We start from the raw sequence: 15,099 nt of genomic DNA, 5'->3' as shown, positions 1-15,099 counted from the left end.
CTGCTGGTCAAAAGGTGAATGGAGGACCTGTCCTTGAAGAGACGAATCCTCGTTGCTTCCGACTTTAACGCGAAAGATCGAGCCCACTTCGCATCGTCCTACGAGTTCTGCCGTATCGTCACCGAGTGCGATCATGCAGACCTCGTCGCGCCTGGTATCGACAACTACCTGACGAAATATCTCAGCGGCATTCTGCCATCCCATGACAACCAGAGCGTCCAGCGCGACTTCAACAGGCTGGTCAACGGTGTCCGCAAGGGGGTCGGACTGAAGAACGCGCCGACCGTTGAGCGGGTCGATCTCGACCAGAACTACGACGTCTTCTTCTTTGTGGCCTGGAGCCCGCAAAGTTTCGTTGAGCTCTCGCGCATCCGAAACTGGCGCAGTCGATGCAAGATCGCCGTCGCATATCTGATCGAGCTCTGGTCCAGCACACTCGAACAGGACCGCCAATACCTGAGACTGTTGGACCAGTTCGACCACGTGTTCCTGCTTCACAGCGCAAGCGTTGCGCGCCTTTCGGCGTACACGCGCACCCCCTGCTCCTTTCTGGCGACGGGCGTCGATTGCCTGATTGCCACACCGTATCCGTCGCCCCCCGAACGGGTCGTCGATATTTATTCGATGGGCAATCGTGCAGCGGGGCCACATCGCCAATTGCTGGCGCTGGCTGAACGCCGCAATCTCTTCTATCTCTATGACTCGCTCTCGAGCGGCAATTCCCAGGTCAAGGACTGGCGCGAGCATCGGCTGCTTCTTGCCAATACGATCAAGCGCACCCGTTACTTCATGGGCTTCAATCCCGCGGCAGTGGCGGGCGCAAACTCGCAAAAGGTCGCAGGTGAGCAGGTCCTGCCGTCACGTCTGTTCGAGGGCGCCGCCGGCGGCGCCGTCATCCTTGGAAACGCGCCGCAATGCGCCGAGTTCAGCGAATACTTCGATTGGCCGGATGCGGTGATCGAGGTATCTCCGCAGACAACCGACATCGCCGCCGTAATCGAGGAACTGGATGCGCAGCCGGAGCGGATAGCGCGCGTGCGCCGGACCAACGCCGTACGCAGCCTGCAGCGACACGATTGGGTCTACCGCTGGGAGCACATCCTGTCTGCTATCGGAATGGAGCCGCTTCCGCAGCTCCACGATCGCAAGTCCAAGCTCAGCGAGGTCGCGGCCGCCGCCATGTCGCCATTGCCGGCATGACGCACAGCCTGAGATGCCCGCACTTCCGGCCGTCGTAAGAAGCAGCGTAAATTTTCCGCTCGCGACCAATGATGTTTGTGGTCGCCATCCGGCCTACCCCCAAAGAGTGAATGTCGCGCGGCAAGAACTGGCGTCTAATGCATCCAGAGGTTTGAGCCATCGTTCACCTTGGAGAACCGGGCGTATGCGCACGATTCGATCTGAATCACCACATGTGCAGCCGGTGATCTCGACACCACCGGAGACGTCGGACGTCATCTCGATGCATTTCGAGAATGTGCGGCGTGTGTTGGCGGAAGTTCAGGTGCACGCAGTCCGGAGACTGGTCGATATTTTTCGCGAGGCTCGCGACCGGGGCGCCTTCATCTACATCGCGGGAAATGGCGGCAGTTCTTCGACCGCCTCTCACTGGGTAAATGACCTCGGCAAGGCGACCAAACGCTCGGGCTGCCGACCGCTGAAAGTCATGTGCTTGTCCGACAACGTGTCCTGGTTCTCGGCTCTGTCGAACGACGAAGGCTACGAGCGGGCATTCTCCGGCCAGCTCGAGAATTTCGCGACGCCGGGAGACGTGTTGGCCTGCATTTCCGCGAGCGGCAACTCCCCGAACCTGGTTCGCGCGGTCGAACTGGCTCGGGGGAAGAAGCTCACCACCGTAGCACTCCTTGGATTTGACGGCGGCGCGCTGAGAGGCCTGGTCGATGAGCCGGTGTGCGTCGAGACCGAGAAAGGCAAGTACGAGCTCGTCGAGGACGTCCATTCGGCGATCTGTCACGCGGTCACAAGGTGCCTCGTTGCCGACAGACCGGGTCTGAACTAATGGCCGCCCTCGACGGCACGTCTCGCCCAGCGCTGATCGAAGGCCGGATCTATGATCGGCCGACACAGGCGGTCATCCTTGCCGGTGGCCGCGGCACCCGAATGCAGCCGATCACGAATGATCGGCCCAAGCCGATGGTGCCGATTCTCGGGCGCCCTTTTCTGGAGTACCAGATCGAGCAATTGCGCGACCAGGGCTTTGAACGGGTCCTGCTCCTTCTCGGGTACTTGCCAGAGGTCGTACAGAGCCATTTCGGCGATGGTCGTGACTGGGGTGTGCACATCGAGTACTCGATAACGGAACCCGACCAATTGACCAGCAGCCGAGTTGCAACTGCTCGGCACATGATCGATCCCTGCTTCCTGCTGCTGTACTGCGACAACTACTGGCCGATGCAGATGGACCGGATGTGGGCGCGGTTCCGCGAGGCCGGGAAGCCCGGTTTGATCACCGTCTATAACAACAAGGATCGTTACTCCCGAGGCAGCGCCCTGCTCGACCACGACGGTCACGTAAGCGTATTCGATCGCTTGCGCACGACGCCCGGGCTTCAGCAAGTCGAAATCAGCTACGCGATCCTCACAGACCTCGCCCTCGCGCTGCTGCCCGAGCAGGACACGCTGCTCGAGGAGGCGCTCTATACACCGCTCGCTCAACAGGGGCGGCTCACCGCTTACGCGAGTGATCACCGCTATTACAGCGTCGGCTCGCTGGATCGGCTACCAGCGACGGAAGCTTTCATGCGACGCAAACCGACCGTGATCCTCGATCGCGACGGCGTGCTCAACCGCAAGCCGCCGCAAGCGCAGTACGTACGAAACTGGAATGAGTGGTCGTGGTGCCCCGGCTCGCTGGAAGCACTCCGGCTCCTGCACGAGCGCGGTTACCGCACGATCATCGCCTCGAACCAACCCGGCATCGGCCGCGGCGTCATGAGTGAAGCCGACCTCGAAGCCGTACATGACCGCATGAAGCGAGAGGTCTCGCAGGCGGGAGGACGGATCGACGCGATATACTACTGTCCGCACGGTTGGGAGGACGGCTGCGAGTGTCGCAAGCCGAAACCCGGTCTCCTCTACCAGGCCCAGCGTGACTTCCACCTCGACCTCACGCGCACGCTGTTCGTTGGTGACGACGAGCGCGACGCTGCCGCAGCGTCGGCAGCCGACTGTCCCTTCCGCCGCGTGACCGATGCCTGCTCGCTCCTCGACCTCACCCGACAAATGCTGAACGGAACCCCGGAATATGCCTGACAACAAGCGCATCCTGATCACCGGCAACAATGGCTATATCGGATCGGTCATGGCGCCCTGGCTCCAGCGCCAGGGATTCGACGTGGTCGGTCTCGACACCGGATATTTCTCTGCCTGCACACTCGTCCCCGACCTCGGTGAGGTCCCGACGATCCGTCAGGACCTGCGCGAGGTTACCGCCAAGGAGCTCGCCGGCTTCGACGCGGTGATTCATCTGGCCGCACTCAGCAACGATCCGATCGGCAATTTGAACGAAGCCTGGACGCGGGAGATCAACTCGCAGGGGACGATCCGGCTTGCGAAGCTGGCGAAGCAGGCGGGCGTCACGCGCTTCATCTTTTCATCCTCTTGCATCATGTACGGGACCTCCGAAGCGGCGGTCGTCGACGAGAATGCGCCGCTCGCGCCGCGCACCGAATATGCTCGCTCCAAGGTCGAAGCGGAGACGGCGTTGCGCGCCCTCGCCGACGATCGTTTCTCTCCGACGTATTGCCGCAACGGGACCGTCTACGGCCTGTCGCCGCGAATGCGGTTTGACACTGTCCTCAACGATTTCATGGGCAACGCCTTCACGACGGGCCGCATCGTGATCCAGAGCGACGGTACGCCCTGGCGGCCGGTCGTCCATGTCCAGGACGTTGCGCGCGCGTTTCAGGCGGTGCTCGAGGCTCCGTTGGAGACTGTCCATAACCAGGCCTTCAACGTCGGTGCTGACCAACTCAACCACCAGATCCGCGATCTTGGGCAGATTGCTGCGCAAAGCGTTCCCGGCTGCGAGCTCGCGAGCGTGCCGCAGCCCGGAGCTGATCAGCGCACCTACAAGGCGGATTTTGCCAAGTTCAAGCGAACCTTTCCGGAGTTCAGCTTCCGATGGACGGCAACGGACGGAGCCAGGGAGCTCTATACCGCGTTCCAAAGAATCGGCCTCAAGCATGGTGCGTTCAAGGACAAGCGCTTTACGCGTCTCAGCTGGTTACGACATTTGCTCGACAGCGGATCAGTCGACGAGTCGCTCAGGTGGACGGAGATCAGCGCCAACGTGAGTCGAATTCGAGCCTGAGTCTGGAACGGTTGGGAGGCCGAACGCAGTGGAAACTTTAACGACGCGGGAACGGGAACTCGGGCATACATCCGTCGTCCCTAACACGGAGCTGATCCGAGCCGCCAACGCCAGCTGGCGTCCGACCGATATCGTCATGACGCGGACCCCGCTGCGCGTCAGCTTTGCGGGAGGCGGCACGGATTTGCCGGAATTCTACGAGGTTGAGGAAGGCGCGGTACTGAGCGCGGCCGTCGACAAATACGTCTACGTCACCGTGAAGCGCCACAGCGACCTCTTCAACGAGCCGATCCGGCTCAACTACTCACGCACCGAGCAGGTCAATACGATCGAGGAGATCGACAACAACATCGCGCGTGAGTGTCTCAAGTTTCTCAACATCGAGCCTCCGATTTTCATCAGCACCGTTGCCGACATGCCAGCCTCCACCGGCATGGGCGGATCGAGCGCCTTCGCAGTGGGATTGCTCCACGCGCTCCATGCCTTCCGTGGCGAGCGCGTCACTGCCGGCCAGCTGGCCGAGGAGGCCTGCCATATCGAGATGGAGGTTCTCAAGGAGCCGATCGGAAAGCAGGACCAATACGCCGCAGCGTTCGGCGGCCTGAATCTGCTGCGGTTCGCGCGCGGCGGCCGCGTGACGGTCGAGCCGCAGCCGGCCCGAAACGGTTCCGTTGCCTATTTGTTCAGCAGCATCATGATGTTCTGGACCGGTCATCAGCGCCCTGCCGCCTCGGTGCTCACCGAGCAGAGAAGCAACACGTCGCGAAACCTGGACGTTCTGCGGCACATGCGCAACGACGCCTTCGAGTTTCGTTCCATCTTCTCCGGTCAAAACATCGAGCTCGAGCAGGTGGGCGGGGCCCTGCACCGCGGCTGGACGCTGAAGCGGGGTCTTGCTTCCAAGATCTCCACCTCCGAGATCGATCGCTACTACGCACGGGCCATCGAGGCAGGCGCCGAAGGTGGCAAGCTCTGCGGCGCCGGCGGTGGCGGCTTTCTCATGTTCATCGTGAAGCCGGAGAAGCGCGAGCGGGTGCGCCAGGCGCTCTCGGACCTCCCCCTGGTTTCGCTCGGGTACGAGGTGCACGGCTCGCGAGTGCTGTACCCGGTCGGGTGACGCTGGTCTTGGAGGATTAGATGATTTTCAAGACCACCGAGATCGAGGGCGCATGCACGGTAGAGCTCGAAAAGCGAGCCGACAGCCGTGGCTTTTTTGCTCGTGGCTGGTGCAGCCAGGAGTTCGAAGATCACGGCCTACCCAGCCGGATCGCCCAGATGAACATCTCCTTCAACCGCCAAAAGCACACGTTGCGCGGCTTCCACTACCAGGTCGCTCCCCATCAGGAGGACAAGCTTCTGCGCTGCGTTCGCGGCGCCGTGCACGACGTGATGCTCGATCTGAGGCCCGACTCGCCAACGTTCATGCATCACATCTCGGTCGAGCTAAGCGCTGAAAACTACCGCATGCTCCTCGTCCCGAAAGGATGCGCGAACGCCTTTTTGACCCTCGCGGACGAGACCGAGGTCACGTACCTCGTGTCCGAGTTCTACACGCCGGCCGCCGAGCGGGGTGTGCGCTGGAACGATCCGGCGTTTCGCATCAGGTGGCCCGCCGATCCCGCCGTCATCTCGGAGAAGGACTCCAGCTGGCCCGATTTTGTGGACGAGCGCCGGCTCGTCGCGACTGCCGATGAGAGGTAGACAGCATGTTCATCGTCGATCGCGAACTCGAGCGGCTGCAACGGAGCGGCACCCCGATCAGGGTGGGAATGGTGGGTGCCGGCTTCATGGCCAAAGGCATCGCGCGTCAGATGCTGCAGTATACCAAGGGCATCGAACTCGCGGCGATCTGCAACCGCCACCTCGACGAAGCCCGCAAGGCCTACGCCGAATCCGGCGAGAGCAACGTCACACAGGTAAGCCGCGTGGACGAACTGAATGACTGCATCGCCCGGGGCCGGCGCGCGATCACCGACGATCCAATGCTGCTTTGCAACGCTGATGGGATCGATGTGATTCTGGAGGTCACCGGCACGATCGAATTCGCGGCCGGTGTGGTGATGCAGGCGATCGCCCGAGCCAAGCACGTCGTCATGATGAACGCCGAACTCGACAGCACTCTCGGCCCCATCCTGAAGACTTATGCCGACCGCGCCGGCGTCGTCATCACCAACACGGAAGGTGACCAGCCGGGCGTCATCATGAATCTGTACCGGTGGGTGAAGGGATTGGGTATCAGGCCCGTTCTGTGCGGGAACATCAAAGGTCTGCACGACCCCTACCGCAATCCGACAACCCAGGAAGGGTTTGCCAAAAAATGGGGAATGAAGGCCCCGATGGTCACGTCCTTCGCTGACGGCACCAAGATATCCTTCGAGAATGCGATCGTTGCCAATGCAACGGGAATGCGGGTCGCGAGGCGCGGAATGCACGGACCGGTCGTGGAGGCCGGCACCCCGATCCAGGAAGCGGTCAACTGGTATCCGGTCGATGAGCTTCTCGAGGGTCCCGGCATCGTCGATTATTGTGTGGGAGCGATGCCGAACCCAGGCATATTCGTACTTGGGACAACGAACGATACGGTCGAGAAGCACTACCTGTCGCTCTACAAGATGGGAGCAGGCCCCCTCTATTGCTTCTACTGGCCCTATCATCTTTGTCACTTCGAAGTCCCGTTCACCGTTGCCCGCGCGGCGATCTTCGGGGATGCGACCATCACTCCGCTCGGCGCCCCACATGTCGATGTGGTTGCTGCGGCCAAGAGGAATCTCAGGGCTGGCGAGGTCCTCGACGGGCTTGGTCACTACATGACCTACGGCTTGTGCGAGAACGCGCAGGTCGTTCACGCCGAGCGCCTTCTTCCGATCGGTCTCGCCGAAGGTTGTCGTCTTCGGCGGAATGTCGCGCGAGACCAGGTGCTCGCATACGACGACGTCGAGATTCCGGCGGGCCGAATGTGCGATGCGCTTCGCCAGGAGCAAGACACTCTCTTCTTCGGCAGGCCGTCATTCATACGCCCCGAAGCTGCCTGAGCCGGGATCGGCTTCGCACGGTTCGGCCGCGCGTGATTTGAGCAGGACCGCCGCATCGACATGCGGCGGCACAGAGAAAAATAATCAAGTCAACTCAATACGTTACCGTGTCACTGCAGAACGCCGGAATCGGTCTCGCAGTCTGCCGGGATGCGCTATGCCGGACCAGTCCGGTTCCGCCGGTAGCGCGCAGGGCTGCCCGTATGCGGCGCTCCGCTGACAACGATCGCCTGTCGCAATTCGTGCGGCAGGCAACCAGGACCGCGAGCGAAAGTCGCGCCCAATTCGATCTCTTAGGTCAGCATCGAAATGATCGACTGCAGCTGATCGGATGCCGACGTCACGAGCCCGTCGAACGACGTCTGGCCGTGGGCTGCCGCCCGCAGGATGCATTCGGCAACGGCCGCCTTGAGGCCGAACACGGATTGATCGGCCGGCACGCTTGCCATCACCGTCTCTAGCGCATCGCGCATCGTCTGGATCAGTTCGGCGCTGAACTTCATGGCTATCCTCCGCACGCTCAGGATAGACCCGGCGCGCCATGCCACCACTCACAAGCCCGCGATTCCAAATTGCCTTTTCTTAATGCGATGACAGATCGGTGAACCGGCGCGGCGCTAGAGCTCCTTCTCGGCCAGCTTGCGGAAATCGTCAGGCACCGAACGAGCAACCTCCAGCGCCGCCGAACCGTATCCGATCGCATCCCAGCCAAAACGATCGCGGACCTTGTCGACGGCACGGTCCGCCGCCCAGCGCGCCATCCCTGCCCGGCTGCCGGCGCGCAGCGCTTCATCGGCCAGTCCAAGCGGAAGCTCGAGCGCAAGATCCCAATGCTCCTCGAGGTGCGACACCGAAATCGCCAGCAGCGAAATGAACTTCTCGTCCGGATGGTCGGCAAGGGCGGCGCGCACCAGACTCTCGGCGAGTCGGGCGAGGATCATCGTCGTGCACACCGGCGCATCGAGCGTCATCGAGCGCGTCACCGATTTCAGGTCGGCAAAGCGAACACGCACCGTCACGGTTCGTCCGGGCCGCGATTTCGCCCGTAGCCGCGTGGCGACGCGGTCGGCGAGATGAAGCAGCGTCGGCCGAATGACCCGCTCGATCGCGGGCTTTCGGCCGAGCGCCGGTTGCGCTTCTGCCGAGCGCGCGCGCCGATGCGGCTTGAGTTGTCGCGGATCGCGGTTCCAGGACAGCGCCGCAAGCTTCTCGCCCGCCGCAGGACCCAGCAACCGGGTCAGCGACTGCTCCGACAATCCAGCAAGCTGGCCGATCGTCGAGACGCCGATCGCGTCCAGCCGTGTCCGGGTGACCGGCCCTACCCCCCACATCAATTCAACCGGCAATTCGTGAAGGAAGCCGAGCTCGGCGTCGGGATCGACGACGACAAGTCCGTCGGGCTTGGCGACTTGCGAGGCGATCTTCGCGAGGTGCTTGGTGCGGGCGACGCCGACGGAAATCGCAAGGCCTAGTTCGGTGCGCACGCGCCGCCGGATCGCTGCGGCAATTTCAGCGGGCGCTCCGAACAGGTGCGTGCAGCCGGCAACGTCGGCAAACGCCTCGTCGATCGAGATGCGCTCGACGAGCGGCGTGAAGTCGCCGATCACCTTGATGGCCGCATCACCCAGCCGCTGGTAGTCGCTGAAGTGGCCGCCGACGAAAATGAGCTGCGGGCAGAGCCGACGAGCTTCCCGTCCCGACATGCCACCGTGCACCCCGAAGGCCTTGGCCTCATAGGACGCCGCGAGCACAACCCCGCCCCCGACGGCGATCGGCTTGCCTTGCAGCGACGGTTCAAGCAATTGCTCGACCGACGCGTAAAATGCGTCGAGGTCCGCGTGAAGGATGGTGGCTACGGCTGCCATCTCAACCCGTTCATCCCTGACCTGACCCAGACCGCCCGGGTTTGGACGCTACGACGGCCATAGGAACAAATCAAGAACATTGTCAAGCGGGTCAACCCGGAATTTGCCGCAAGCGCACATGGCCCCGGCGATGCCGCTCCGTCAACGGACGTTCGCATTGGCGCTGACCTTGGCTCGCGCGATATCGGAGCGAGTTGCCGCGGGGCGGTTGGCGGATCGCCCGGGCATCCCGCGCGACGACGCACGGTTCGCGTATCCCCGCCGCACCGGCGTGCAAGGGCCGGATGATTTGACCGACCGGCTTTTTCGGGTAGATATCCCGGAATGACCGACCCCTCTCATCAGGTGGACTTCCAGGCCGCTGCCTACCTTTACAAATGGCCCTCTCTCGGCAATTCCAGGCGAGAGGATCGCGCGCCGTATATGATCGTCAACGGAACGCTCGACCAATGCATTCGGGACTTCATGGGCAAGCCCGAGAAGACCCGACATCTCTACGAGATCCGGACCAAGTCGCAGCCTCCCCTCGTCCCCGATGTGCTGTCGCCCGAGCACGTGATCGAGCTCTCCAGGCTTCGCGAGTTTCTCTGAGTTCGCCGGTCGACCTGATCCTGGCGCTCTCATCCGCGGGCAGACTTATCCATCTGTCGTGCGCCTGAAGGCGGATTGTTTGCCCGCTGGCGAGCCGCTACAGTCGCCGGGCTCTCCGACTGACGGGCGTCCGCGACGGCATGTTTGATCCGCTTCGACCTCCACTGAGGTTCGCACGTCGCCGGCACGGCAGAGCAACGGCTGCGCGACCGCTTGATGGGACATCGAGGGGCGCCACATGAGATTCAACCTGGCGATCCTGAGCGTGCTGGCCGCAAGACCCGAGCAACGGATCCCGCTCGACGAGGTCAGCCGCGAAGTCAAACGCATGATCGCGGCGGGCGATGCGGCCACGAAGTTGAAGCGATCCTCCGAGCTTGGCGACGCTGACGTGTTCCAATCCGGATGGGCCGCGATCAATGAGACCGGGCTGCAGATCACGGAGTCCGGCCTTGCGCTATGGCACTCGCTCGAAGCGTCGCGCGTCGAACAGGAACGCATCGAGCAGGAGCTCGACGAGCCGGAGACCGGCGAACCGCAGGCCGAGCAATTGGAGATTGTTGCGGCCGACAGGCGCGATGCGAACGGCAATGCTGCGGTCGAGCAGCCCGGCGACATTGCCCGGCAACTGCCTCGCCTGATGGAAGAGCTTGCCGGTCGCGCGACCTCGAACGCAAGCCGCCCGACGGCGCCATCCGACCTGCCCGCACCCGCTTCGATGGTCCCCGAGCCGGCATTCGGCTCCATTCATCGGATCGATCGAAACGATTCCCGGTTGTCGCAGCTTGCCGCCTGGCTCGGCGCCAGCATGCCCAGGCTCGGCCGCGCGCGCAAACGGCGATCCGCGGTCGAAGGACCGGATCGACGCACCCAAAGCCGCGGCGGAATGACCGGGCTGGCCGTTGCGTGCCTCAGCCTGATTTCGGTCGTTGCGTGCGTTGCTGCCGCGATCGCACTCGGCCAGATCTCCTCGTTGAAGTCGGACAATGCCGCGCTGCGTCGGGAGCTGGTTCCATTGAGGGACCGTCTCGCAAGGCTCGAGCAGGACGCCGCGAAACGCGAAGCCGCCGAGCAGGACGCAGCGCAAGACAAGGCCGACGCGGAAAAGGCTGCCGACGCCGCCAACGAGCAGGCCGCGCTCAACCTCTCGCGCGAGGAAATTCAGCTGGTCAGGGAATACATCAAGGCTGCCCCTTCAATCGGCGCGGGGGCGCCGCCGATCAATGTCGGCGATCCCATCACCGGCGGAATGATTCCGCTGCCGTCTGCGCTGACGCAGAAAGTTCCGCGGCTCGTCGGCGCGCGATTTGCGACCCGCAACGGCGCCATCATCATCAGCACGCGAAACAGCCGCCGGATCGATGCCGTGCTGCTGGCGAACTGAGCATCGGCTCATGCTCGCATATGCAAGCAAAGCACTGGTCAACCCTGCCTATCGCTGGCGAAACGAATGGTTGAACGACATGATTAGCGGGCCGACAATGTACTCAAGCGCGGTGCGCTGGACGGTTGGTATCATAACCGTTGCTGGCATGCCCGGGTAAAGGTGAACATTAGGCATCGTCGAGAGCTCGTTCGAATCGACGCGCACGAATGCCGTATAGTACGGATTATTTGTTTTGGGATCCGTCAGCCGGTCCGCCGACACCTGAATAACATCGCCATGGACGATCGGCACGATGCGCTGCTTGTACGCTGTCAGATGCACTTCTGCCCGCGTGTTTGGATGCACGTCGCTGATGTCCTCCACCGCGACCTGTGCTTCGATCGTCAATCCATCCTGTTCCGGCACAATGTCCAGGATCTTGTCTCCTCGCTGAATGACTCCTCCAACCGAGAAGACATTGAGCCCGACCACTTGGCCGCTGTAGGGAGCACGAATTTCCATTCGACTCAGCACGGCTCTCGCATTCATCGCCTTCGGGATCACTTCCAATATCTTGGCCTGAGTATCGCGCAGATCTTTCGTGACCTCTGTCATCCGATCGTTGTCGAGCTGGGCCATTTGCTGCTCCTGCTCGGCAATTGCCTGACGCGCTTTCGCGATGTTGGCATTGGTATCGGCGATCTGGCCCTCCAGGCCGTACCCGGTGCGTTCCAGCTGCAGGATACGCGGGCGCGCAATCAGTCCACGATCAACCAGAGGCGCGATATCTTTCGCTTCGCGATGGACAGAGTGAATCTGGTCCGTAAATGCCTTGACCTGCGCCTCGGCACCGACGATCTGCGAGCCTAGCTGATTGATTTTCTCGCGAATGACGCTTCGCTGCCCGGCGATCGCCGCCAGCCGACTCTCGAGCTGGCTGACCTGCCCTTTCCAGACACTCTTGAAATAGGGATCCTGGGAATGAGCCTTCAGATCAGAGGGCATCACCAGCTCGGATCCGCGATCAAGCTCCGTCAGGAGGCGGACTTCCGTCGCACGGAGCACGACAAATTGCTGCGTCAAAACCTCGTATTCCGCGCGGGCCTGTGTCTCGTCGAGTACAATGAGCAGATCGCCGGCGCGAACCTTGTCCCCTTCCTTCACGTGCAGCTCTTTGATGATGCCACCGTCCAGATGCTGGACGCTCTTGCGATTGCCGTCGACCTTGACGACCGCATTCGCCACCACAGCACCATTGAGAGGCGCTGTTGCCGCCCAAGTGCCGAGGCCGCCGAAGAAGATCATGATGATGATCCAGCCGGCGAGTGCGACGTGCTTGATCGAATCGCTTGGGAGGCCACCGGCACTGCTCGACGCAACTGCGGTGTTTGTCGTTCGATACTTGAGAGTTGTGTCAAGAATGGCCATGGAAGAGAGCCTAGTTCCTGGCGCCTTGCACTGCGTGCATGGGCACGGGGCGGGTTAGCCGCGACATGATCTCGACACGAGGTCCGAACATCTCAACGGCTCCTTCCCGAAGCACAAGAATCTTGTCGACGACGCCAATGGTTGCCGGCCGGTGCGAGATAATGACGACAGTCGTTCCGGCCTTCTTCAGCTGGACGATGCAGTCCGCAAGCGCCGCATCGCCCTCAGCATCGAGATTCGAGCTCGGTTCATCCAGGACGACGAAACTGGGGTTGCCACAAACGGCGCGGGCAAGGCCGATGCGCTGGCGAAAGCCGCCGGACAGGATCGCTCCGCCGTCGCCGACCTCGGTGTCATAGCCGTCCCGAAGCCTCACAATCATCTCGTGAACACCTGCGAGCTGAGCCGCGAGAATGACCTCATTGTCCGCGGCTTCTCCAAACCGGCTGATGTTGGCCGCAACCGTATCCGCGAACAGTTCAATGTCCTGCGGCAAGTAGCCGACGTGGTCGCCAATGGACTTCTTCACCCAGCTCGAGACGTCCGCGCCGTCCAGGCGCACGGCGCCGGCCGACGGCGTCAGCACGCCGACCAAATGACGCGCCAAAGTCGACTTGCCCGCGCCAGACGGACCAATGATGCCAAGCACCTCGCCCGCTTCTATCGCGAAAGTCACGCCACGCAGGATGGGCTTGTAGGTTCCAGGGAGCACAAACGATACGGCTTCGACTGACAAGCTGCCCTTGGGCCACGGCAAGCTCAGCCCTGCCTCGGTGACTGGACTTGCGGAAAGCAGCTCCCGAATCCGCACGAATGCATCGCGCGCCGACACCAGGCTCCGCCAGGAGCCAACAATCTGCTCGACCGGCTGCAACGCGCGCCCCAACAGAATGCTTGCGGCAAACATCGAACCGATCGTCGTGACCCGCTCAATGACGAGATAAGCACCGAGACCCAGAATCAACGATTGCATGGCGAGCCGAAGGAATCGGATGAGGCTTTGAACGGCAGCGCCACGGTCGCTTGCGGCTACTTGGCGCTCCAGCATGCGGTCGCGGTCGCGGCGCCAACGCCGCAGCAGGCCCGCTGTCATGCCCATTGCACGCACGACTTCGGTGTTCCGCAGGCTCATTTCGGCGAAGTTGTAGCTGCGTGCCGCGGATTCGTTCGATTCGGTCAGCGGCAGCCTCACCAGCCATTCGCCGAGCAGCGCCATCAGCACGAGCGTGATCGAGCTGGCGAGTGCAAAGGCGCCAAGCCAGGGATGCAAGACGAAGATCACGGCGATATAGATCGGCGCCCACGGCAGATCGAAAATCGCGTGAATTCCAGCACCAGTCACGAACTGGCGAAACGTATCGAAGTCCCGCAGCGCCTGACTCCGCGAGCCGCCGGCGCCGCCGGAACGATCAATGGTTGCCGTCATCACCCGCGCGGCGATCCGCTGATCCAAGCGGATGCTGGCGCGGGACAATACCCGCGCGCGAACCGCGTCCAGTCCAGCGAGGGCCATGAAAGCCAGAAGCAGCGCGATAGTGAGCATCACCAGCGTGACCTCGCTGGCGCTCGAGATCACGCGGTCGTAGACCTGCAGCATATAAAGTGGACCTGCCAAATACAGCAGGTTGATCGCCAGGCTGAAGATCCCGGCCACCACAAAATAGCTCCGGCACGTCTGCACCAACAGTAGGAGCTCGTCTGGCCTTCTAAAACGGACGTTCACTCAATCCGACGGATACCCGCCCCTCTCGTCAATGTCCTCGTTACCAGGAAGCGCTCGCGCTCGGGCTCCGAGGCACCTGCGTTCGAATACCTGCAATGGCGAGGCGGCCCATGCGCATATGGACCGCCGAGCGCTGCAGCACCAAATCATCGCCCCATCCCGTATGGGCTCGATGCCATTTCAAGACCCGTTTCACATCAGGTGCAGATACCCGTCTGGGGTGTTCGGCGTCACGCCCAAGAGACCAAAATAGTTTCCCTCGTCGACAACCGAGGTCACAAACGCCTTCTGCGAGTCGACGACCATGTTGTTCGACGTGGAGTCTGTCGTTGCATTCATTGCCGCAAAGATTTCGCTGCCGGATGGTATGCCAGGAGCCCCGGTCTGCCAGGCGGCACTGCTCGCCTTCACCGTCGTGCTAAACCCGTCTTTCCCGGGCTCGCTCGAATTGTTGTAGTTGATTTGTGAACGAGAAGTAGCCGTTGGCATCAGTCACCACATCGATCGTATCGATGGTACCGTTGCCGTCCACATCACCCTTCAGTTCGATGGTAATATTCGCCATCGGCGTGTCCGATCCGTCGAACACACCATCGGCGTTGAGGTCATTGAACTTGAACCCGTGGATCGAGCCGTTCACATAGTCGGCGAAGTTCAGCCCGGTCTGGTCGTGACCCGAGGTGCCGACGATGGTGTAGCCGGCCTTACCCAGGCTCTGCACGTAACCTGATGGGTTGACCTCGTAGACCTTGTCGCCGGCC

Annotated in this window: 16 protein-coding genes; 10 read left to right on the top strand and 6 right to left on the bottom strand. The window is 62.1% G+C overall.

The window, feature by feature from the left end:
* Window positions 1–33: 33 nt before the first annotated feature.
* The 7 genes from ALC15_RS21160 (at window position 34) to ALC15_RS21130 (ending at window position 7,365) form a co-directional block, all read left to right on the top strand.
* Window positions 34–1,200, top strand: coding sequence for a glycosyltransferase (locus ALC15_RS21160; RefSeq protein ID WP_157860924.1), 1,167 nt, complete (start codon window positions 34–36; stop codon window positions 1,198–1,200).
* Between the two features lie 184 nt (window positions 1,201–1,384).
* On the top strand, window positions 1,385–2,020 hold the full coding sequence (locus ALC15_RS21155) for a D-sedoheptulose-7-phosphate isomerase (protein WP_157860923.1): 636 nt from the start codon (window positions 1,385–1,387) through the stop codon (window positions 2,018–2,020).
* A complete protein-coding gene (locus ALC15_RS21150; protein ID WP_050628926.1) occupies window positions 2,020–3,273 on the top strand; it encodes an HAD-IIIA family hydrolase in 1,254 nt (417 codons plus the stop codon). The genes ALC15_RS21155 and ALC15_RS21150 overlap by 1 nt, the downstream gene beginning before the upstream one ends.
* On the top strand, window positions 3,266–4,333 hold the full coding sequence (locus ALC15_RS21145) for an NAD-dependent epimerase/dehydratase family protein (protein ID WP_050628925.1): 1,068 nt from the start codon (window positions 3,266–3,268) through the stop codon (window positions 4,331–4,333). The genes ALC15_RS21150 and ALC15_RS21145 overlap by 8 nt, the downstream gene beginning before the upstream one ends.
* A 184-nt stretch (window positions 4,334–4,517) precedes the next feature.
* Window positions 4,518–5,450, top strand: a complete 933-nt coding sequence (locus ALC15_RS21140) for a GHMP family kinase ATP-binding protein (RefSeq protein ID WP_158226490.1) — start codon at window positions 4,518–4,520, stop codon at window positions 5,448–5,450.
* Window positions 5,451–5,470: 20 nt separating this feature from the next.
* Window positions 5,471–6,034: a dTDP-4-dehydrorhamnose 3,5-epimerase gene (rfbC, locus tag ALC15_RS21135; RefSeq protein ID WP_050628924.1), complete on the top strand. Its 564-nt coding sequence runs from the start codon at window positions 5,471–5,473 to the stop codon at window positions 6,032–6,034.
* A gap of 5 nt (window positions 6,035–6,039) precedes the next feature.
* On the top strand, window positions 6,040–7,365 hold the full coding sequence (locus tag ALC15_RS21130) for an NAD(P)H-dependent oxidoreductase (protein WP_050628923.1): 1,326 nt from the start codon (window positions 6,040–6,042) through the stop codon (window positions 7,363–7,365).
* A gap of 293 nt (window positions 7,366–7,658) precedes the next feature.
* Here the strand turns inward: ALC15_RS21130 and ALC15_RS21125 are convergent, their stop codons facing one another.
* On the bottom strand, window positions 7,659–7,868 hold the full coding sequence (locus ALC15_RS21125) for a hypothetical protein (RefSeq protein WP_050424668.1): 210 nt from the start codon (window positions 7,866–7,868) through the stop codon (window positions 7,659–7,661).
* Window positions 7,869–7,982: 114 nt separating this feature from the next.
* Complete coding sequence (gene dinB / locus ALC15_RS21120) at window positions 7,983–9,230, bottom strand: DNA polymerase IV (RefSeq protein ID WP_050628922.1); 1,248 nt, start codon at window positions 9,228–9,230, stop codon at window positions 7,983–7,985.
* Window positions 9,231–9,387: 157 nt separating this feature from the next.
* On the opposite strand from dinB, the gene ALC15_RS45490 reads away from it, so the two are divergent.
* From ALC15_RS45490 to ALC15_RS42040, 3 genes are all read left to right on the top strand, one after another.
* Window positions 9,388–9,558, top strand: a complete 171-nt coding sequence (locus ALC15_RS45490) for a hypothetical protein (RefSeq protein WP_210168596.1) — start codon at window positions 9,388–9,390, stop codon at window positions 9,556–9,558.
* Window positions 9,555–9,821, top strand: a complete 267-nt coding sequence (locus ALC15_RS21110; RefSeq protein WP_050628920.1) for a hypothetical protein — start codon at window positions 9,555–9,557, stop codon at window positions 9,819–9,821. The genes ALC15_RS45490 and ALC15_RS21110 overlap by 4 nt, the downstream gene beginning before the upstream one ends.
* A 238-nt stretch (window positions 9,822–10,059) precedes the next feature.
* The gene (locus ALC15_RS42040) at window positions 10,060–11,205 is read left to right on the top strand and encodes a hypothetical protein (protein ID WP_050628919.1); all 1,146 of its coding nucleotides are present in this window, start codon (window positions 10,060–10,062) and stop codon (window positions 11,203–11,205) included.
* Between the two features lie 48 nt (window positions 11,206–11,253).
* On the opposite strand, the gene ALC15_RS21100 is transcribed toward ALC15_RS42040, so the two are convergent.
* From ALC15_RS21100 to ALC15_RS21090, 4 genes are all read right to left on the bottom strand, one after another.
* Entirely contained in the window at window positions 11,254–12,615 is a 1,362-nt protein-coding gene (locus tag ALC15_RS21100) for an HlyD family type I secretion periplasmic adaptor subunit (protein ID WP_050628918.1), read from the bottom strand.
* A 10-nt stretch (window positions 12,616–12,625) separates the two neighbouring features.
* Window positions 12,626–14,299, bottom strand: coding sequence for a type I secretion system permease/ATPase (locus ALC15_RS21095; protein WP_430649184.1), 1,674 nt, complete (start codon window positions 14,297–14,299; stop codon window positions 12,626–12,628).
* Window positions 14,300–14,530: 231 nt separating this feature from the next.
* Window positions 14,531–14,749 carry a hypothetical protein gene (locus tag ALC15_RS43395; protein WP_128089546.1) on the bottom strand — a complete coding sequence of 73 codons (219 nt, stop codon included), beginning with the start codon at window positions 14,747–14,749 and terminating at the stop codon, window positions 14,531–14,533.
* Window positions 14,750–14,756: 7 nt separating this feature from the next.
* Window positions 14,757–15,099, bottom strand: a 343-nt coding sequence (locus ALC15_RS21090; protein ID WP_200914681.1) for a hypothetical protein, incomplete at its 5' end; no start/stop codon positions are given.

It is taken from the genome of Bradyrhizobium viridifuturi, from assembly GCF_001238275.1.
GTDB classification, from domain to species: domain Bacteria; phylum Pseudomonadota; class Alphaproteobacteria; order Rhizobiales; family Xanthobacteraceae; genus Bradyrhizobium; species Bradyrhizobium viridifuturi.
The sequence above is the reverse complement of the archived record's forward strand: the minus strand, read 5'-3'. Positions and strand labels throughout refer to the sequence as shown.

Bases quoted from the DNA above. Each gene is read 5' to 3' on its own strand.
- ALC15_RS21155 (WP_157860923.1), top strand. From the start codon at position 1,385: ATGCGCACGATTCGATCTGAATCACCACATGTGCAGCCGGTGATCTCG.
- ALC15_RS21150 (WP_050628926.1), top strand. From the start codon at position 2,020: ATGGCCGCCCTCGACGGCACGTCTCGCCCAGCGCTGATCGAAGGCCGG.
- ALC15_RS21145 (WP_050628925.1), top strand. From the start codon at position 3,266: ATGCCTGACAACAAGCGCATCCTGATCACCGGCAACAATGGCTATATC.
- rfbC (WP_050628924.1), top strand. From the start codon at position 5,471: ATGATTTTCAAGACCACCGAGATCGAGGGCGCATGCACGGTAGAGCTC.
- ALC15_RS21130 (WP_050628923.1), top strand. From the start codon at position 6,040: ATGTTCATCGTCGATCGCGAACTCGAGCGGCTGCAACGGAGCGGCACC.
- ALC15_RS21125 (WP_050424668.1), bottom strand. From the start codon at position 7,868: ATGAAGTTCAGCGCCGAACTGATCCAGACGATGCGCGATGCGCTAGAG.
- dinB (WP_050628922.1), bottom strand. From the start codon at position 9,230: ATGGCAGCCGTAGCCACCATCCTTCACGCGGACCTCGACGCATTTTAC.
- ALC15_RS21110 (WP_050628920.1), top strand. From the start codon at position 9,555: ATGACCGACCCCTCTCATCAGGTGGACTTCCAGGCCGCTGCCTACCTT.
- ALC15_RS42040 (WP_050628919.1), top strand. From the start codon at position 10,060: ATGAGATTCAACCTGGCGATCCTGAGCGTGCTGGCCGCAAGACCCGAG.
- ALC15_RS21100 (WP_050628918.1), bottom strand. From the start codon at position 12,615: ATGGCCATTCTTGACACAACTCTCAAGTATCGAACGACAAACACCGCA.